The 18,910-nt window shown below is 56.5% G+C and carries 11 protein-coding genes; all 11 read left to right on the top strand.

Features of this window, described 5'->3' with window-relative positions; genetic code table 11:
- Window positions 1-606: a hypothetical protein gene (locus BN903_RS01835; protein WP_048076077.1), complete on the top strand. Its 606-nt coding sequence runs from the start codon at window positions 1-3 to the stop codon at window positions 604-606.
- A 280-nt stretch (window positions 607-886) separates the two neighbouring features.
- The gene (locus BN903_RS01830; RefSeq protein WP_052334892.1) at window positions 887-2,518 is read left to right on the top strand and encodes an ATP-binding protein; all 1,632 of its coding nucleotides are present in this window, start codon (window positions 887-889) and stop codon (window positions 2,516-2,518) included.
- Between the two features lie 81 nt (window positions 2,519-2,599).
- A complete protein-coding gene (locus BN903_RS01825; protein WP_048076076.1) occupies window positions 2,600-5,083 on the top strand; it encodes an ATP-dependent DNA helicase in 2,484 nt (827 codons plus the stop codon).
- A 180-nt stretch (window positions 5,084-5,263) separates the two neighbouring features.
- Window positions 5,264-7,669 (top strand): hypothetical protein, encoded by a 2,406-nt coding sequence (locus tag BN903_RS15150; RefSeq protein WP_052334891.1) that lies wholly within the window; start codon window positions 5,264-5,266, stop codon window positions 7,667-7,669.
- Between the two features lie 181 nt (window positions 7,670-7,850).
- On the top strand, window positions 7,851-8,273 hold the full coding sequence (locus BN903_RS01815; protein WP_154017998.1) for a hypothetical protein: 423 nt from the start codon (window positions 7,851-7,853) through the stop codon (window positions 8,271-8,273).
- Window positions 8,274-8,476: 203 nt separating this feature from the next.
- Entirely contained in the window at window positions 8,477-8,860 is a 384-nt protein-coding gene (locus BN903_RS01810; protein WP_154017997.1) for a hypothetical protein, read from the top strand.
- Window positions 8,861-9,072: 212 nt separating this feature from the next.
- Window positions 9,073-9,315: a hypothetical protein gene (locus BN903_RS17075; protein ID WP_195155678.1), complete on the top strand. Its 243-nt coding sequence runs from the start codon at window positions 9,073-9,075 to the stop codon at window positions 9,313-9,315.
- Window positions 9,299-11,527 (top strand): hypothetical protein, encoded by a 2,229-nt coding sequence (locus BN903_RS01800; RefSeq protein WP_154017996.1) that lies wholly within the window; start codon window positions 9,299-9,301, stop codon window positions 11,525-11,527. The genes BN903_RS17075 and BN903_RS01800 overlap by 17 nt, the downstream gene beginning before the upstream one ends.
- A 137-nt stretch (window positions 11,528-11,664) precedes the next feature.
- Window positions 11,665-15,408, top strand: coding sequence for an ATP-binding protein (locus tag BN903_RS01795; protein ID WP_228840986.1), 3,744 nt, complete (start codon window positions 11,665-11,667; stop codon window positions 15,406-15,408).
- Between the two features lie 1,797 nt (window positions 15,409-17,205).
- Window positions 17,206-17,562, top strand: coding sequence for a hypothetical protein (locus BN903_RS01790; protein ID WP_048076071.1), 357 nt, complete (start codon window positions 17,206-17,208; stop codon window positions 17,560-17,562).
- A gap of 676 nt (window positions 17,563-18,238) precedes the next feature.
- A complete protein-coding gene (locus BN903_RS01785) occupies window positions 18,239-18,751 on the top strand; it encodes a hypothetical protein (protein WP_048076070.1) in 513 nt (170 codons plus the stop codon).
- Window positions 18,752-18,910 lie beyond the last annotated feature (159 nt).

Genomic DNA, 18,910 nt, shown 5'->3' with positions numbered 1-18,910 from the left:
ATGACAACACACAATTCGAACGACACAGATGAACGCTCGACGGTTCTATCACAAGTCGGGCTTCCGAACTCCGTAGCACTTCCAGAAGGCTCGGTTGGGATTTTCACGTTCAGCCGGGAAGAACTCAATCTCCCCTCCGGCGATCGCCAGTACCAGCTCAAAGGTATCCTCACTACAGAAGGCTGGATACCGCCAGCCCCCCGCACAATCGCGCACCTACTCGGTCAGGCGGGAGACTCACCACAGGACATGGCCGCCTTAGGCGAATACACTGCTGGGAGGGGAAGCCGGCTCGTGATCGAACCGCAGAAGCTCGATGAACAACTGTCTGAGCAAGGGTCCGTTACCATCGACGACAACGTGGGCTCTCTCTTCGGCTCACCATTTCAGGATACAGCCGAGTATTACCTTCCCGATGGACTCTCTCAGGAACAGACTGTCGTATATCTACAGAATGCCGTAACAGCCGTGCGTGAATACGCCAAATCGCAGATCACGGAGAACCCCACCAGCGACGAACTCGCAGAGCTCCTCGCAGAACAGTATGGAGTCGCCCACGAGGTCGCGCTCGAGGCGGTTGAACAGAACGACAACTCCGAGAGCTAGCACCGACACGACCTCACCCCACTCGCCCCGAAGAGTCCGCCCCAACGCCACCAACGCAAAGCGCCGATTTGAGACTGTTTGTATAATTTAGAAGTGGAGTTCACAGCGGGACGGGTGTTTTGTGCCACTCTGAGTACAGGACACGACTTTATATATCAGTACCATTAAGAACCATCTAGAACGGAACAATGAACCACAAACGCGCCCCTCAGCCGGTGTACGCCCGCCTCGGTCCGTTGGCGGAGTCTGAGAAGCGTCACGCTCTGTGGGGGAGTCTCTGATGATTTACTACATTCTCGCGGGGCTGCTCTTCGCGTGGCTCTCCTGGCGGTGGCTACTCCAAGTCGATCCCGCTCACCAAGACTATGCTGACGCACCGATGGGATTCACATTCCTCGGTCTCCCAGCACTCATCCTCCTTGTGATGGAGACCTCTACCGCCTTCATCCTCCTCTTGGGCCTGATCAGCCTCGGGCTCCATCTGAACTACAAGCACTGGCGTCCATTCCACAGCGGGATCGTTGCCAGTCTCGCCACCGGAGTGATTCTCCTAACCGCAGGTGTGATCGCTGGTACGACGCCGCCTGAATGGGCCAGTAGTTCCGCAGATGCGGCCACGCTGTTCGTCGCGACGGCGCTCGCCGGCTGTGGTACGACCCGGATCACCACCTCGACAGGCTACCTGCCCCGGTATTTCGCGGTTCTGAGTGGCCTGTACCACGAGCGGTCGCAGTCTTCGGTCTCGAAGTTTGGCTACCGCCGAGACGATGACAGCCGCTTTGAGCGGTTCCTCCACTGGATGGGCTTCATGGACTACACGCTGATCATGAACTCACCCTTTGACGAGAAGGCCAGTGAGCAGGAAGATGCGGGCAGCCACAGCTCGCCTACCAACACGGCGTCGGACGTGACGCCCGCCGATCTCCGAGCATCGGCAGACGACCACCCGTTTCGAGATGCCCCGGACACCGACCAGCACGACGGGTCTCAGGAGGACACCACTCCTGAGTGGTCCGTAACGCCAGTCGACCATAGTGACGACGAGGAAGCGGACGAGGAGGCGGCCACGGACGAGGAACAGGACGACGAGAGCGATACGCCCGCCGAGGAAACGGATGATGAGGCCGTGACTCAGTACCAATTCCCGTGGGAGGAGCCGCCCGAGATGCGCTTCGAGGATATCGGTGGGTATCCCGAAGTCAAGGACGCGCTCCGCGAACAGGTGGTCAGCCCACTCCGGGGGAACAACCCCAGTTACGACCGCTTCGGAATCGAGCCCTCGCGCGGGCTCCTCTTCTATGGCCCGCCGGGGACGGGGAAGACGCTGTTTGCCCGTGCGCTAGCGAACGAACTCAACCGGCCGTTCGTCGAGCTGACCCAAGCGGACCTCACCCACGAGTTCATCAACAAGTCGCCGCAGATCATCCAGCGGCTCTTCGAGGAGGCCCAAGAACTCGGCGGCGTCGTGTTCATCGACGAGGCCGAGCAGCTTCTGGGGAGCCGTGACGACAGCCTCAATTCGCACGCAGAGGACAAGAAGATCACCAATATGTTCCTCTCGGCGCTCACGAAGGAGGACAAGGACTACATCATCCTCCTGACGACGAATCTCAAGGAGTCGATGGATGACGCGATCCTCCGTCCAGGGCGCATTGACGAGGACTTCGAGATCGGACTTCCTGAGTCCGACACCCGACTCGAGATCATCAAGATCAAGCTCGCGGAAGTGCCCCACGAGATCACCCAAGACCAAGCCCAGAGCGTCGCGTCGAAGACCGGCGGGTGGAGTGGGGCAGACCTGAACGCCCTCATCAACCAAGCCAAATTCAAGGCAGTTGACCGGAAGGCTCAGAAGCTCAAATTCGACGACATCAAGCGGGCTTACAGGGATATGAAGTCCGACAAAGAATAACCGGCTCAGCAATCTTCAGCCCTGTTTTGCGGGACGGATTTAAGTAACTCTCCTCCGACGTACTAGGTAATCAATCGCCCCATGACCGAGAGCCAGCGATCCGACGACAGCGAAATCTGGGAGGATATCTTCCCCTTCGAGCCATATCCGAACCAACGAGAAGGTATCAACCAAAGCATCGACACCGTTCGCGACGGGGGCGTATTCCTTCTTGAGGGTCCGTGTGGGACCGGGAAGACCCTCATCGCGCTCACTGCGGGGATCAGCCTCGTCAAAGACCCTCAGACGAAATACGATCGCGTACTCGTCATCACGTCGAAGAAGCAGCAACTGAGCGCCTTCGAATCAGACCTGCGGACGATCAACAGGAAGACGGACAACAACATCCCCGGCCTAACTCTCGTCGGTAAGGCCGATCTGTGTCCGTATGTCCAGGCTGGCGAGATTGAGAAGGAAGACATCTACCACCGATGTATCGAGTTGCGGGATAACACGCGGAGTTTGATGGCGAAAGCGGCGCGACAGAATAACAGTCGAGAAGCCAACGCCGCCTTTGGCCTATTCTCGTATGCTCAACGGGAGCCATCCGTTGAGGACACGCTCACGTTCGACGGAGCGAATGCGGGCGTCCAACCGTCGATCCCGACCGTCGCCGGGAAGGAATACTGTCCATTCTACGCTAAGCACATCACGAATTCGGTCAAAGATTCGTTTCCACTCTCCATCTTCGATGTGACGACAGGCGAAGAGACACTCAAGACCGCGGCACGCGCGGGAACCTGCCCACACGTCGAAATGCGCCGACTCCACGACGAAGGCATGGCTCTATTCGGAAATTACCAGCACGCATTCAACCCGAAGACGGTGGCTGGATTCACCGGAGGCATCATCGACGACACCACCCTGCTCATTTGCGACGAAGCTCACGAACTCGTCCACCAGGTCCGAGACCAGTTGTCGTACAGCGTCAATTACTCCACGTTCTCCAAAGCCGCTGACGACATTACCCTCGTCCAACGCTGGATCACCGGGAAGGGCCACCCTCGGAAATGCCAGCTCGCAGATGCCGTCATCGGAAACACGGGTCTGACCGCTCCCGATCTGCTAACTGCCTCCAAATTCGTTGAGCGAATCCAAGACGAATTCCACAAGAACACGATACAGGGGCTTCGAGATGAACTCGGGACGAACTGGAAGGATAAGTGCCGGAGGAAGAACCGCGACGAACTCTCGATCGCGCTACAAAACCCACAGAACCCCGGCCCGGACAGCATCCGAAAATGGGTGGAAGACAACGACTACGAGGACATCTGGGAGAAGACCCTCCTCGCCGCCCGAGCAGTGAGCGTTGCCCGCGACGTCATCTCCCGCGAAGTTGACGAGAAGAGCCCAGACGGAACGTTTGCCATCAGCGACGTTTACGAACTTCTCAACCGATGGTGGACAGGCGGTGACTCCGAATACTTCCGGGAGATCAAGCTAATCCCACGGAAGGGGACCCGCTCGACTGCCGACTCTGCCCGCCCGTGGCGAACTGGCTACTACGCACAGGTCCAGATCAACAATGCGATCCCCCAAAACGAGATCGCCGCGACTCTCGATGCCTTCGGTGGAGCAATCCTCATGTCGGCCACGCTCTCGCCCCTCGACATCTACGAGGAAGTCACTGGAGTGAAGAAACTCAGAGAAGGAACCCAGCCCACAAGCAGTCTCGTCACCAAGGCGATCGCCAGCGCCAACGTTCCAGAAGGAGACGAGAACACCGTCCATATCCCTGATATCGGTTCTGTCGGGGCCGATGGAGGGAGTACACAGCCGCCTTCCACAGACAGACAGCGAAACGTCGGCAAGGTCGCGTTCGATCTCGGCTTCCCACAGGAGAACAGAGCATCGTTCGCCGTCGACGCTCAGAAGTTCACCTACTCAAATCGGTGGCCACCCGACGAACACCCGGAACTGCGAACTACGTACGGAAAAACAATCACCTCGGTCGTGAACACGACGCCGGGGAACGTGATCGTGTTCATGCCAAGCTACCTCGAGGCGATGTGGGCAAGCAGGATGTTAGACGGCAACCCGAACGTCACCAAACCGGTTCTAACCGACACCAGCAGCTCGGATGCGGCGACTGAGGAGCTCAAGCAGGCGTTCTTCGAAGGCGAGCCCAAAGTCCTCGCGACAAGCCTCCGTGGGACGCTCACAGAGGGCGTCGACTTCGATGGCGACAAGCTCAACGCAGCAGTCGTCTGTGGCGTTCCGATCACCAACACGTCAACGAACCTCTCTCAGGCCATCCAATCGGCGTACGATGAACGGTTCAATAACAACGGGTTCGATTACGCCTTTACCGTCCCCGCGGTTCGGAAGACGAGACAGGCACTCGGCCGAGTCATCCGCGGCGTCGAGGACGTCGGCGTCCGTGTCCTCATCGACGAGCGGTACGCGAATAGCCGGACGTTCACCAGTGTTCGCGAGCACTTCCCAGAACACGCGACAGATGAATTCAGACCGATCTCCCCACCAGAGCTCGGCCGGGAACTCCAGCACTTCTGGTCTCAACACTGACGGTGGAGTGATCGCCTACCCCAGAGAGAATCGCCTGTTAAGTGCCGAACTGGTTTGTTTTTTATCTCTCATCTTGTAGTGAGAGAGGTGTGGTAGCGGTGAGAGTGAAGACCCACATGGGGGTTAAGAATATGACCCGTGGGTGCGAGAGTAGATACACGCGCCAATTCGAAGTCAACAATGGACATTCAAGTCACCAATATCCCGAGTGAACTCAAGGACCACGATCAGTGGATCTGTTGGGACACCGGGATGCGAGACGGAAAAGAAACGAAACTCCCCAAGGACCCCAACGGTGGGTACGCACAGACTGACGACCCATCGACCTGGGCCGGATTCACCCAGGTGTGGGCGAAAAAGAGCGATCACGATGGTATCGGGTTCGTCTTTACCGAAGATGACAACCTAGTTGGGATCGACCTCGACAAGTGTCGCGATGCGGAAACCGGCGAGTGGGAAGACTGGGCACTCGAAGTCATGGACGAAATGGGAGGGTTCATCGAGATCAGCCCGTCGGGCACGGGCGCTCACATCATTCTCGAAGGCGAAATCCCCGGCGATCGCCGCCGAAAGGGAAACATCGAAATCTACGAAGACGGTCGTTACTTCACCGTCACCGGCAACGTCGTCTCATCGGATGGGCAGCCTCTCGATGAAAATGAGGGGGCAACACTTAACAGCAACCAGGAGGGCCTCACCAACGTCTACACCGAGTATCTCTTGGACGGAGAAGACGAGGATGACGAAGACGACGACAGCAACGGGAACATACAGATCACTCCCCCAAGTGGAGAACGGCCCAACTTAGCGAACCTCGGGTACGACAGAAATGTCGACATCCCGTTTTTAGTCGATCCAACGACAGAGGGCCTCACCGCATACGAACAGGAACTGCTGACCGATGCGAAGAAGGCAGACAACGGCTACGGGTTCACGCTCCTCTGGCGTGGACACTGGGAGGAGTTCTTCAGCTTCTCAGATGATCACAACAAGACGGGCTACAGCCAATCTGAAGCAGACATGGTGTTCTGTAACAAGCTCGCATTCTGGTGTAGCGGCGATCCTGTCCTCATCGATCGGATCTTCCGAGCATCCGGCCTCATGCGTGAGAAGTGGAACGAGGAGCATTACTCGGACGGGACCACCTACGGTGAGCGGACCATCGAGAAGGCGATCATCCGTGTGGACACCCACTACGACGACGATCGCCATGACGAAGTACAGACCCGATCCGATGACGATGACGACAACGCAGAGCAGGACAAGGACACCCAGAACGACGCCCAACCGACTCCCCAAAAAAAGGCAACCGACGACGAAGCCGGATCTGATACTGTAAGCACGGCCGGCGACGGACGTCGAAGTCGGAGTACCGACCGAGGCGGGCCAGGTGCATTCAAATCCAACAGTCAGGCTAGCTCTGGTGAGGAATCCGATCAGGAGGTAACGGACCCAACCCCAGACGACACCCGTCGACGCAGGGGAAACACCCGGACTGAGAGAAACCGCCGAACTCGTGACGAGCGGAACTCTTCAGTCTCAGACTTCTCCCCTAGCAAGACAGAACCGGATTCAGACCGTTTTACGGCTGATCCAACAGAAGAGCCCGCTGAAATAGCGGATACGGACGACGAACCGACCGCCGACGAGGATCAGGATGACGACACCACCGACGATGATCCGTCGTCCAACACGGTGACCGTAGACGTCTCATCCGACCCCGATGATGGATTCAACCGACCATCTGAGTCGGAAGGGAGCATGTTCCCAGATAAAGAGGAACCCTCGGATAGCGATACCGAGACAGAAAGCGACGATACTGCCACAGAAGACGAACTCGATCCAGAAGAGGGCAGGGCCGCAGTTGAAGCATTAGAGGCAGACCACGTCGAACAGAAGAAGTCTGAAGAAGACAACGATGATTCAGACACCAGCTCCGAAACCACCAGTTCCGAATCTGAAGAGGGGAGCAGTGATTCGGATGATGTGGGTGAAGAAGACGCGGAAAGCGACGACAGCGAAGTAGAAGACGACGAAGGCGAGAAAGAGGAGATCAAAGACGGAAGCGACTCCGTCAGCGGAAACGAGACGATCCCCTCCGAACTCGGGCGGAGGGTTGAGGTCCTCGAGCAGGACTTCGGGAAGATGGAAGAGGAACTGAGCGAGTACCAGACCCAACTCGAAAACGAGATCCAGATGCAGGAGAACAAAGTCTCCCGCGTTTACCGTGAGCTGGAGCACTACGAACGCATCGTCGACAAACGCGAACACCAGTTGGAGACGCTTCAGCAGGTTCTCTTCGTGATGTGTAAAGCGAAAAACCACCCTGTGTTCGACGAGATCGCAGAGGGGCTGAGCGACGATGAAATCCCCATGGAGGACATCCTTGACGAAGAGTTCGTCGAGCGGCTCGAAGCGCAAGAACGTGTGAGGTGGGAACGCCAGCCACCTCAGGACGTCCCCGCGCATGAAACAGAGACCACCAGCACCGACCTGGTTCCTGCGGAACCTCAAGCGCCCGCCGAGCCCACTGACGATCCCAACGAAACCAGCCCGTCTCGGTCGTTCTGGTCGGACCTTTTCTAAGCCTCTCTTTTTATACGGCAGTCCATTTCAGGCCGACAACCCCAGTTCAGCAAATTGAACTAACAACCATCTTTGTTTTCGAATTTGAACTGACAGAGGATTATATTCTATATTTTGAAAGTTTCACACACATTTGACCGATAATTATATATCAATACCCTGGGTCCGTCATACTGTACGCATGAGCCAAAAAATTAAGCGTGCTGTACTGTCAATGCTCCTCGTCTCGTTCGTCGCAACGGGCATGGGGCTCGGTGTTGGATCGGCCGTCGCAAACACGACGAACTGTGAGGACGTCAACGTCGACGACTACGACAATGTCGTCGAGAACTTCGACGACTGCGAATCGAACGAAATGAGCGGCTATACGTCGATGCTGGACAACCTCTTCGAGGTTGCCCACACGACGCTTCAGTACGCTGGATTCGTGACTGTCTTCGCGGGAGCCACCCTTTGGTTCACTGCTCGGCGTAGCAGTGACCGCGCCCAGACCGGCGTCTGGCTGCTCATCGGTGGTCTCGCCATGATCGTGTTCTACTTCGGCTTCACGGCGTTCGTGAGCCTCCTGAAGTGGGTCGCGGAAGGCGGTTCCGGTAGTTCCTAAACGGAACTTCCGCCCAGTCGTATAGTCCATCACTTCATTTATTGAACGCTACTCGGCTAGCGACAGCTTCGCCATGAAACAAGGTAAGGGCGTTCCAATATTCAAACTGGTGAACTGACAAGGAATAATGTTGTTAGAGTTGAAAACTTAGCAAAAACCACCGGCAGATTAATATTAGTACCTTGTTTTGTAGAATTCGACGCATGAGCCAAGCAATCTCACGAGCTGTACTATCGATGTTAGCTCTGTCGTTCGTTCTCACCGCGGGTGGGATCGGCGCGGCGAGCGTGGTCGCAAACGACTGTAGCCCCTCGGACCCCTCCTCCTGTGAAGCTGGGATGGACGGATACACCAACATGCTGGACAATCTCTTCGAGGTTGCCCACACAACACTTCAGTACGCCGGCTTCGTGACTGTCTTCGCGGGAGCCACTCTCTGGTTCACCGCCCGCCGTAGCAGTGAGCGCGCCCAGACCGGAGTCTGGCTGCTCGTCGGTGGTCTCGCCATGATCGTGTTCTACTTCGGCTTCACGGCGTTCGTGAGTCTCCTGAAGTGGGTCGCAGAGGGCGGCTCCGGCAGTTCGTAAATTTCGGCGCGAACAACGAATCCACCCCCTATATTTTAGACACCTGCCCGCATAGCGGGTAGCACGAACTAATGAGCCCCCGATTAGCAGAGTTCATCTTAGAGGATGGACCAACGTTCTCCTCTCTTGTGACAACCCAGCTCCGCCATACCATGTCATCTTTGGCCAGCGTTCCGAGTGAGTACGCTTCGACATCAGCTTCCGGACCCCTGATGCAATTCGACTTCGATATGCTCTGGTCCGCGTTCGAGCACTTCGAAGGACTCGATCGCGTATTCTGGATCCTTGGATTGACCCTCATCCTCCTTGGGTTCATGGCATGGCAGATGAACAAGAAACGGACCCAACGTCGATCGTGGGGATTCCGCCTATTCGGCATCGGTGTTCTGTTCTCAATTATCGGGGCCAACTACAGTGCCTTCTGGAATCTTCTGTACCATGTTCTTACCCAATAAACGAACCTCGGCTGTTATCGGACTAGCACTTCTCCTCGTGATCGGGAGTGGGGCGATCCTCATCAGTGACGGACAAGAAAGCGACTACGGCGAGTATCCACCGATCGAAACTGCCACACAAAACCCACCTGTAGACGACGTGGGTACGTACCGCATCCTCGCTTCAAACGACATTGATGTGAACTCAACAGGGAACAACGATGATATCTTTTCAGTCACATCCCAATCTGTCGATCTAAGAACGTACAAAGTAGATCGGCCACTCCTCAGGCTCGACGAACGGACCTATACCGTCGACCAAACCACGGAATTTGCCCAGCTCACAGATGGGTTCCGGGAGGCGCTCTACACAGAGTATCAAGTCACCACCGACGACACTTGGATGTCGTATGACGAAGCGGAAGTCACTGATTTAGTCCACATCGGGCAGAGTCGCCCCGTCAACGAATCGATCATGACGAGCGACGACAACCTCCTCTTTGCCGAAATCGAGGGCCGGGGAGGGACCATTCCGGTCCGCAACGCCGAGTTCATCTACGAGAAAGAGGGCGACACCCTCCAAGGAGTAACCGTTCTAAATCCCAGCAGTGCGGAAGTCTATGAAGGCGAGTTCACGGACTATACTGAACTCAACCAAGATGTTGTAAGGAGCACATTCATCAACACGAGCACCAACCTAAGCATCGTCCCGGCAGCAGGGTACGGGAACAATTCTGCCCGGTATGATGTCCAAGGTGGCACAGCAGAGGGTTACTGGCAAGATGAAGTCGAGGTCATCCACGACCACTACGCCGACGTCGCCCGGATGGATGAAGGCGCGCTCTACGACGACTACTGGCTGGTGAATCCGGATCAAGTCAATATCACAACGGTGTATGACTACCGAACCACCACCCCAGAAGATTACAGCAGTAGCGAACAGTGCTCGTACATCAGTGGTAACGAGACCCTCACAGGGACGGACACCAAGTATGAGGAGTGGGAGATCATCGAGAGCAGTTCAGTGATGTCTCTTCAGAACGACAACGAATACTACGTTACTGAAAACGACCAGAACATCCTCACGATCGACAACCCACAGAGTGGTCGCCTTGGGCTCTACTCTGACGTTCTCGTTGGCCTAGAACTCACATACGGTGTCAATAGCACTTGCCCCGGTAACTCGTGGGAAAAAACAAAGAAGGTGTCCGCAGCAAGTGCCTTCCACGACCCGAGCTACTACACCATCGAGGCCGCAGACGCAACGGACCTCACGATTGATGCCTACCTCGTTGAGAATGCTTTCCGTGACGAAATCTACTTCGACATCATTGGCGACCAGCGACCGGAAGAAAACCCGCTCGGAAGCATCGAACTGAAAGCCAATGAAGAGTGTATCGAGCGTGGCACACTCCTCTGTAAGGAACATGCCCACCAAGACCAGTACAAGATCCACAGTCCGTGGATTTTCCTCTCCCAGTCACTCTACGATCGTGTCGAGTACCGACGTGACGGTTCAGCGCAGTGGGTCCGGACGTCTGTCAAACATAACGAGACGCCGAATCTCCACCGGGACTACATGGACGCCGCGGGGTACAGAACATCAGCTTCCAACACCCTCGGAGTGAAACCCACCATGCAAGATCAAGCCCAGATCTACGAAGGGATCAATCTCGGGGAGAACGTTATCGACACAGGGGGCGATGTTCAACTCTACAGGACTGTCGGCTCACAGTTGTCACAGCCGGTCAGCGAGTTAGAGGACATCGAGATTACCGCAACCGACGTATTCGGAAATGACGTCCCCATCGGTGAGGTCCACCGAATCACTGTTGAACCGACGCGGATCATTAGCGATCTCAACACAACCACGTACGAGGTCACTGGCACCTTCAAGCATTCAGAAACGGATGATCCCGTCCCCAACCGTGAGATCATCATCGACGGTGAATCTGTCCACAGGACCACCACAAACTCCGATGGGGAATTCACCCAGATGGTAAGTGAAAACGTCTCAACGGTCGACGTGCGCTTCGAGGGCGACCCTCTCCGAGAAGACTTCGACACACACTACGGCGAGTCATCAACAAAGGTCTGGACAGGCAAAGTCGCCCTCAACATCGTGAGGATGCCGATCGGATACCTCCACGCGATGATCTCCAACCTCCTCGTCTTCATCAACTGGATCGTTCTCGGATTGTTCCTCGTGTGGTGGATGAAGTACCGAGATTAGCTCCGGTAGCCACTACGGTATGAGGGTACCGAACTCTGCTAATTTCTAAGAATCCAGTCTCTGTGAATTCACATCCGGAGAAGGAGAAGACAGGGGGCACAAGACATAACTAATCTGGTTGTGTCGTACATTTCACGGTGAGCCAAGACGACAATCACCGGGAAGGCGATACTCCTTCGCCAGGAGAACCGCCCGGCCCAGACGAACCATCCGAGGAACAGCCGCCGACCCTCTTCGATGAGACTGCCGACGACACTACGGACAGTGCCTCGCCAGCACCAGCTGAAGAGACAAGCGAACCATCGGTCGAAGACGACGAGACGCCGACACCTGAGGTGGTTGACGGCGACTTCGATATCTTCGAGGCCGCGATAGATGGGGAAGTAGAGGATGAAGACGAAGAGCCGATCACCATCCCTGCGGACTACGAATCAGCATCTGATCCGTCTCTCAGTGGAACGCTCAGCGACGGTGAGGCTGAAAACTTTATTGAGGAAATCGAATCTGAACAGGAGTACATCCAGATCACGCCCGTCCGTGAGGAAGTGAACTCAGAGACCGTCAAACGCGAACTGTACGGCCTCCACCGCTACGGGAACGGGCGGAAGCTCCCGCTCGACATGGAGCTCCACATCGCTGGGATCGAGCCAGTATCGAACTTCGAGTTCATCATCTACAAGCCCGAGGACGAAGCGCAGTTCAAGTTCTTTATCGGGCCTGGTGAGCGTGGCGACGTTACGTGTGACCGGCTTGAGAGCACGACGCGATCGCAGTATCCAGAAAACTTCGAGTTCGGGCGCAAACAGTTCGACATCACAAACATCTTCGAGGACGTCCCCGAGATGGTCCGCTGGGAGGGTGTCGAAGAGAAGCGGCGCGATTGGATGACGACACTCTCGTCATACGACAACGAAGCAATCGAACGCTCACCACTCTCAAACCTCCTCGAGACGATCATCCAGTCGGATGGCGCGGTCGTCTTTCAGAGTGTCTTCGAGCCACGCGCAGACTGGTCACCGAAAGCAGAACGGCAGAAAGGAAACCTCAAGCAGGGCGTCCACACGACTGGCGGACTCTTTCTCCGAACCCTCATAGACGGTGCCCTTGGCGTCTCTGACGAAGAAAAACAGGAGCGACACCGGAGTGACACACCGAATGAAATCGGTGGGTCAATCCACGACTCACAGACCGGCGGATACCGCTCAGGGACTGGCCGGATGGGGCAGATCGACCTGAAAGATCCCTCACACACGTACAACGTCTCACTACGAGCCGCAGCATCGAACCCGGAGACAGCCCGTAATCTCCAAGATGCGCTCAACCAGATCAGCGGGAAATTCTACTCGATTGAGGGGAACTACCTCGGTACAAACGAGGCCGAGTACGAGCGGATGCTCAACCACGGGATCACCTACCCGAACGGGCTGGAGTCCTGGACGCGACGAAAACCGCTGCTCGTCTGTAACATCGACGAGCTCTCAAACTTCATCACGGTCCCGTCGATCGACTCGCTCCCGAAAGCAAGTCGCGGTGGGACCGGCGGGATGCCTACGGCTCAGTCGCCGCTCACCTCACCGAACGAGGAGGTGTTCAAGGAGTTCTCGAAGGGGATGACGATCGGACATGCCGTCACGGCGCTCCGTGACCATAGCGACAAGCCCGACGATATCAGTACCATCGAGACGAAAAACGAGTGGTGGAACCACCTCTCGCAACGAGACGCGCTGTCATTATCTGCGGACCATCTCACCCAACACTACATCCGAGCTGCGACGACTGGGAGCGGGAAGACGGTCGCAACGATCAACGACATGCTGACCACACACAACGACCTCGAGGGGCCAACAATCCTCATCGACCCCAAGGACGGCGAGATGTGTGAGAACTACCTGCGGTGTCATCGCACGCTGTTCGGCAACGTCGACGACGTCGAATATATCCAGATCCCCGAGGCGGACGGCATGGTTCCGGGGATGCCGTTCTTCGATCTCCGGCCGCTCACAGAGGGAGCGGGGCGGACTCGCGAGACGGCCAAACAGGATATCATCGACCACTACTTCCAGATATTGCGCTTCGTTCTGGGAAAGAAGACGGTCGAACAGGCGTTCGTCGCGAACGAGATCCTCACCAACCTGATCAAGGCGCTATTCGACAAAGACCACGGGAAGGACTACTTCTCTATCGGTGAGCTCATGCAGGCCGCACAGGAGTTCCAGAAGTACGGCAAGCAGGTCGAAGACCTCGACAAGGACTACGACAAAGTCCTCGAAGCAATCCCGCGAACGGCCGACACGCAGGTCACATCTATCCTCGAATCGCACCTCGAGAAGGACGCACGGCAGTTCATGAACACGACGGACGCAGTCCTCAATCGGATCCGGAAGCTGAAGGAACGCGACTTCATCTGGGATATGCTGTCGTACACGATCGAGGATAAATACTGGAACGACGAGACAAACTGGTACAGCAAGGAGATACCGATGCTCGATATGAAGAGCATCCTCAACTCAAACAAAGTCGTTCTCATCGACACGGGAAGCCTTCGTGGAGCCAGCAGCGAAGTGTTCACTGTGTTGTTCCTCTCGCACCTGTGGACATCGGCGCAGTCCATCTGGACGCCGGACGACGACGAATACATCACGAACGTCATCATCGAGGAATCCGCAAATATCGCTCGCAACGAGATCGTCTACCGAGAACTCCTCCCGAAAGGGCGGGAATTCAATCTCTCGCTGGGGCTCATCATGCAGTACCCTGAGCAGGTACTCGGAGACAATCCAAACGACAATCGGCGGGCGTACAAAGAGATCCTCAACAACATCAACACGAAGATCATCGGCAACGTCGCGACCGACGACCTCCTCGCAGAGTCGCTGTTCCACGAGGACCTCGAAAATGATGAGATCAAAGACCGCATCTCCGGGCTTCGGCGCGGCGAGTGGATCGTCCAGCTGCCGTCGACGGGCTTCCACAAGCAGAAGCCAGAGATACTCACACTCCGACCGCTCCCCATCCCGCCAGGACACAACGCAGGACCGTTCAACGTCAACTCGCTCGCGGATTCTGTGCGTGAACGAAGTCGGTATCGCCACTGCGTCAACCGCGAACACGAGGCGATTGACATGGACAGCGGCGTAAAAGCACGCGCAGATGAAGACGATGACGGCGACGACAACGATGATGACACCTCCCCAGCGGACACCGAGGAGTTCACAGACGAACACGAGATGTTCCTGCGGATGGTCTACGACGCGCTCACCGATGGGGTAAACGGCTACCACATCAAGGACTCGATGAAGGAACTTCCCTACAGCGAGACAGCAGCAGACCTCTGCGACTGGGGATACCTCGAGAAGTTCACGCTCGGAAACAGGCAGGCGTACTACTGGCCGACAGACGAAGCAAACGTCGTCGTGGACCGCAATCTCGCGCCACGAGACGGCGGTGAGTACGGGCGGGAGAGCCCGGAGCATCGTGTCGGCGTCAAGCTCATCCAGGCACACTACGACGCGCTCGGCTACGAGACGCACATGTACTACAGCCCGGACGACGAAGAGAAGAAGTACGACCTCTACGCCAAGCCGACCGACGACTCTCTCGACGATCGCATCAAAATCGTTGAGGTTGAGACGTCACCAGACAAACGGCGGCACGTCGTAGACGACTCGATCAAGCTCAAGAAACAGCGAGGAGACGCCATCTGGGTCGTCAAAGACGTAGATGGAATGCGCCAGCTCCTCTCGTCACTCACCGACCAAATCGGCTACATCGAGGCAACTCGAAGCACTAATCTCGATAAGATCAACGAAGAACTAGATGCGGAGTGTGCCAAGGAGATCTTCAGCATCAACAAGCTCAGGACTGATCTGGACGAGAACTAGCGGCCATATTCTCTCTACATACTTTCTGGCACCCTAGAAGCCAACGCCCATGTGAATAGAAACTGAAGCCCCATCCAAGGATAGCAGATCGCTTAGTTAGTAGGCAGTATTGTAGCAAGCAGATACAGTCAACAGTGGCAATATCATCGCTCAGTAGCATATTAATTGGAACCCCGGTAAGAAGAACAAGAGGAATCAGCATGTCACCACGCATGAAATCTTCTCTGAGGAGGTCCATCAAACCCACATCTAGCGACAATCTAAGCAGAATCTAGCGAGAATCAAAGCAGAATCTAGCGACAAACTATAGCCGTGTGGAGCAGAATCTGAAGCGATAGAACTGTTCTCGTCGACGAACAGAGCGGTTACGCTCACTACAGTTACGTCGGACTCACAGTTGGGAGAGAAGAGCAGAAACCAACCAAGAGAAAACACCCCAGATTGTATTCCGTGCGGACATCGACTACCCGAGGGATAACCCATCAAGAGCCAATCCCAACACCCAGATACACAAACGCAAGCCGACCATGTATAACAAATAAGACAATAACTCGGTTCCGAACTCAATTAATGACAAGACGGAGCCGCCAAACCCCGACCACTTCATTAATCCTATAATGACACAACGGAGGGCGATATTGGGGGGTACATCATTAAGAGATTTCTCGGGCAGCCGAGTAAGCGACCCGATCTCAGTAAAGAGCTAATGACAAGACGGCACCCAGAAACGGGCTAGCATTCATGAAATCGTTAATGACCCGACGGCGGTCGGATCTGGATGTATTGTAATGAAACAGTGGGGCGCGCGCAATCCCTCTGTGACACTTCCGACATCAAGAGTTAATGACCAGACGTAGGCGGGTTAGACATGTAATTTCATTAATCTCATAATGACAAGACGGGAGGCAGATACAGGCTTTTTGTAATGAACGTCGCTGAATCCAAAATCACGGCTATTAATGACAAGACGGCAGCCGGGTGGGGATGATTTGTAATGAAAACTGAGTTATTGTTGACACACCCGATAATGACAAGACGGGAAGCCCATAGGGGGCTTTGTTCATTAACTAACCCTCCCCCATAATCCCCGTGTTTAGGTTCTAAGCGGCTGAGAGGGCTTTAGAGATGCTCTAATATATCTCTCCTCCCCTGTGTTTAGGTTCCGCGAATTCACAGTGTTAGGGGCCTAGAAGGCAATCCGACCAGAAGGTTGACCGCGTAGCGATAGTTCGGGGCGGGGCCGAGAGGAGAGAGGAGATGTGAGCGATCGATGAGGGAGACAGGAGAACTATATCAGAAATCAGATACTGGATTCTGGGCGCAGAGGAAACAGCCTGAGAGGGGGCGCGTAGGAGTGCGAGACAGGGGGTGGCCCACACGGACAGACCGACACCAGACAGCGAGCGAAGACGACCCCCGGCTGGCACAACCAGACAGAGACAGCGATCGACGTCGACCAGAAGCAGCAGGCCACCCATCAACTCTCGGTGTGGGGACCGGCGTCGACGACCAGCCACGCGGTGGGACAGACCGACGCGGCGATCGACAGCACCGGATAGGCAGTTACAGCAAGGAGGTTTCCAGCGCATGGGGGCAAGCGGGGGTAACCACTGAGAGTGGTGTAGAGGGTGAGGGTGAAGAGGCGATGATCATCTCCCCGGTTGCCGCGGGCAGGAGACAACAGGACGGAGCCAGGTGGTGGCACATCGGCGGGGAGTAGCCGAGGCCGGCAGAACGGATGTGGGGATTGGTCTGAGGGGACGACTTAAGAGGGCACCCGATGAACGGAGAGTTACGATGCCGACGAAAATCTCTGGGTACGTAGCCGATGAACTAGCGGACCTCATCGACAAGATCGCAGAGCACCACGACATCCCCAAGACGCGAGCACATGAACTTCTCCTTCGGGAGGGAGTGAACAATCGCTACCAGCGTATCAAGATGGAACAGATCGACATCAAGGTAGAACGGATGCTCATCGAATTGGGTCTCAATACAGATGGGATATTCAGCGACGAGCTCGAAGAGCGCAGCGAGGAGATCGGGAACATGCCGCTGCCCGAGGGGACGACCGGCGTTGACCTCGTCACACCGCACCCCTACTTCGGCGACGACGGCTGGTACCACGACGACAACGAAGCCGACGACAACTGAACGCCCGGCGACGTCGAGCAGACAGCGACAGGCAACACCGGATCGAGACGAACAGCTGGGAGGCCACCTCCGACCGAGGCGAGTAGTACCGGACGGGGACACAACAACAACGCACTCTTTGTGAGTATCAGCACGAAGCCATCCAGCACTGCGTGGGCCACCCCCGACGACGCTTCTTCAGACCGCCTGCGATGGGAGCCAGCCTCGCGAACACCGACGACCGACACAACGACACCAGCCCGGATAGGGGGGAGCCCGATCAGCAGACGGCGATCAACCGCGACGGAGACGCCCCACTAGGCAGTTGAACAGACGGCCCCTTACTCGAGACAGCGGTGGTACTGCCGCGGCCCCCATAGGGGAACGTCTCAGTGAGGGGGTGTGCCATCAGTCACTCACCCGTGGGGGAGCCGTCAGCGCAAGCAGGGTATGGGTACCTGTACGGAGTATCGGTAGCGGGGTGATGAAGGAGCCGTAGAAAGCCCTCGGTCCCCTCCTGCCCGCTGAGCAACATATCCCGGTCAAACCGCGACCGGGATAGGGGTCGACTCAGCGAACAGGAGTGACCCTCGCCCTTTCATCCACCAGGGCCGCAGACTGTTTGTCCGGTCCCGACGTGGAGGTCACGAGTAGGGGCGGGGGTTTGTAGCTCCCGACGGGGGTAGAGGAGAACTGAATGAGTACACCGCAAGAAGACACCGTCGACGTTCGGACAACCACCGACTACGGAACGCACAGCCTCAACTCCGAGAACGTGGTCGCCATCTACATCGAGTGCGTTGACATCCGGACGGCAAGCACCTTCGCCGAGCAACTCTCGCGAACGCTTGAGACCAACGACGCTGATCCGTTCCTCCAGGTCCTCGGGATCTTCACCGATGTCACCGAAAGCCCGGTGGAGAAGACGGTGGGCATCCAGCCGGTGGACGAGACACCCCCCGACTGTCGGTGGCCCGTCGAAGTCGAGATCGAAGGCGTCGACTCCGAGTTGGCCCACCGGATGGTCACCGCCGGCCGGAAGATGGGCAGCTCGCTCATGGGCATCGCCGAGTTCCGCTCCGTCCTCGAGAAGGCAACCGCCGACCAGCCCCGGTCGATCGTCCGCGTGGCCGAGACCGCCGACGACCTCGGCAGCACGATGGAGTGGCACGCCGACACCGACGCAGACTGGAACGCCGTCGAAGTGTAGCGCCCGCCGGGTCACCCCCCAGTCGCTCCGAGGGGGTCCGGTTACACATCGAACACGGGGGTCGCCACCGAACACATCGATAGAGGGGTCCAGTTACAAGTCGATAACGGGGGGTCAGATTTCATTTCGATAGAGGGGTGTGGTCGCCGCGTACCACCC

This window comes from Halorubrum sp. AJ67 (assembly GCF_000513435.1).
Note: the sequence above shows the minus strand (reverse complement) of the source record. Positions and strands in the feature narration are given on the sequence as shown.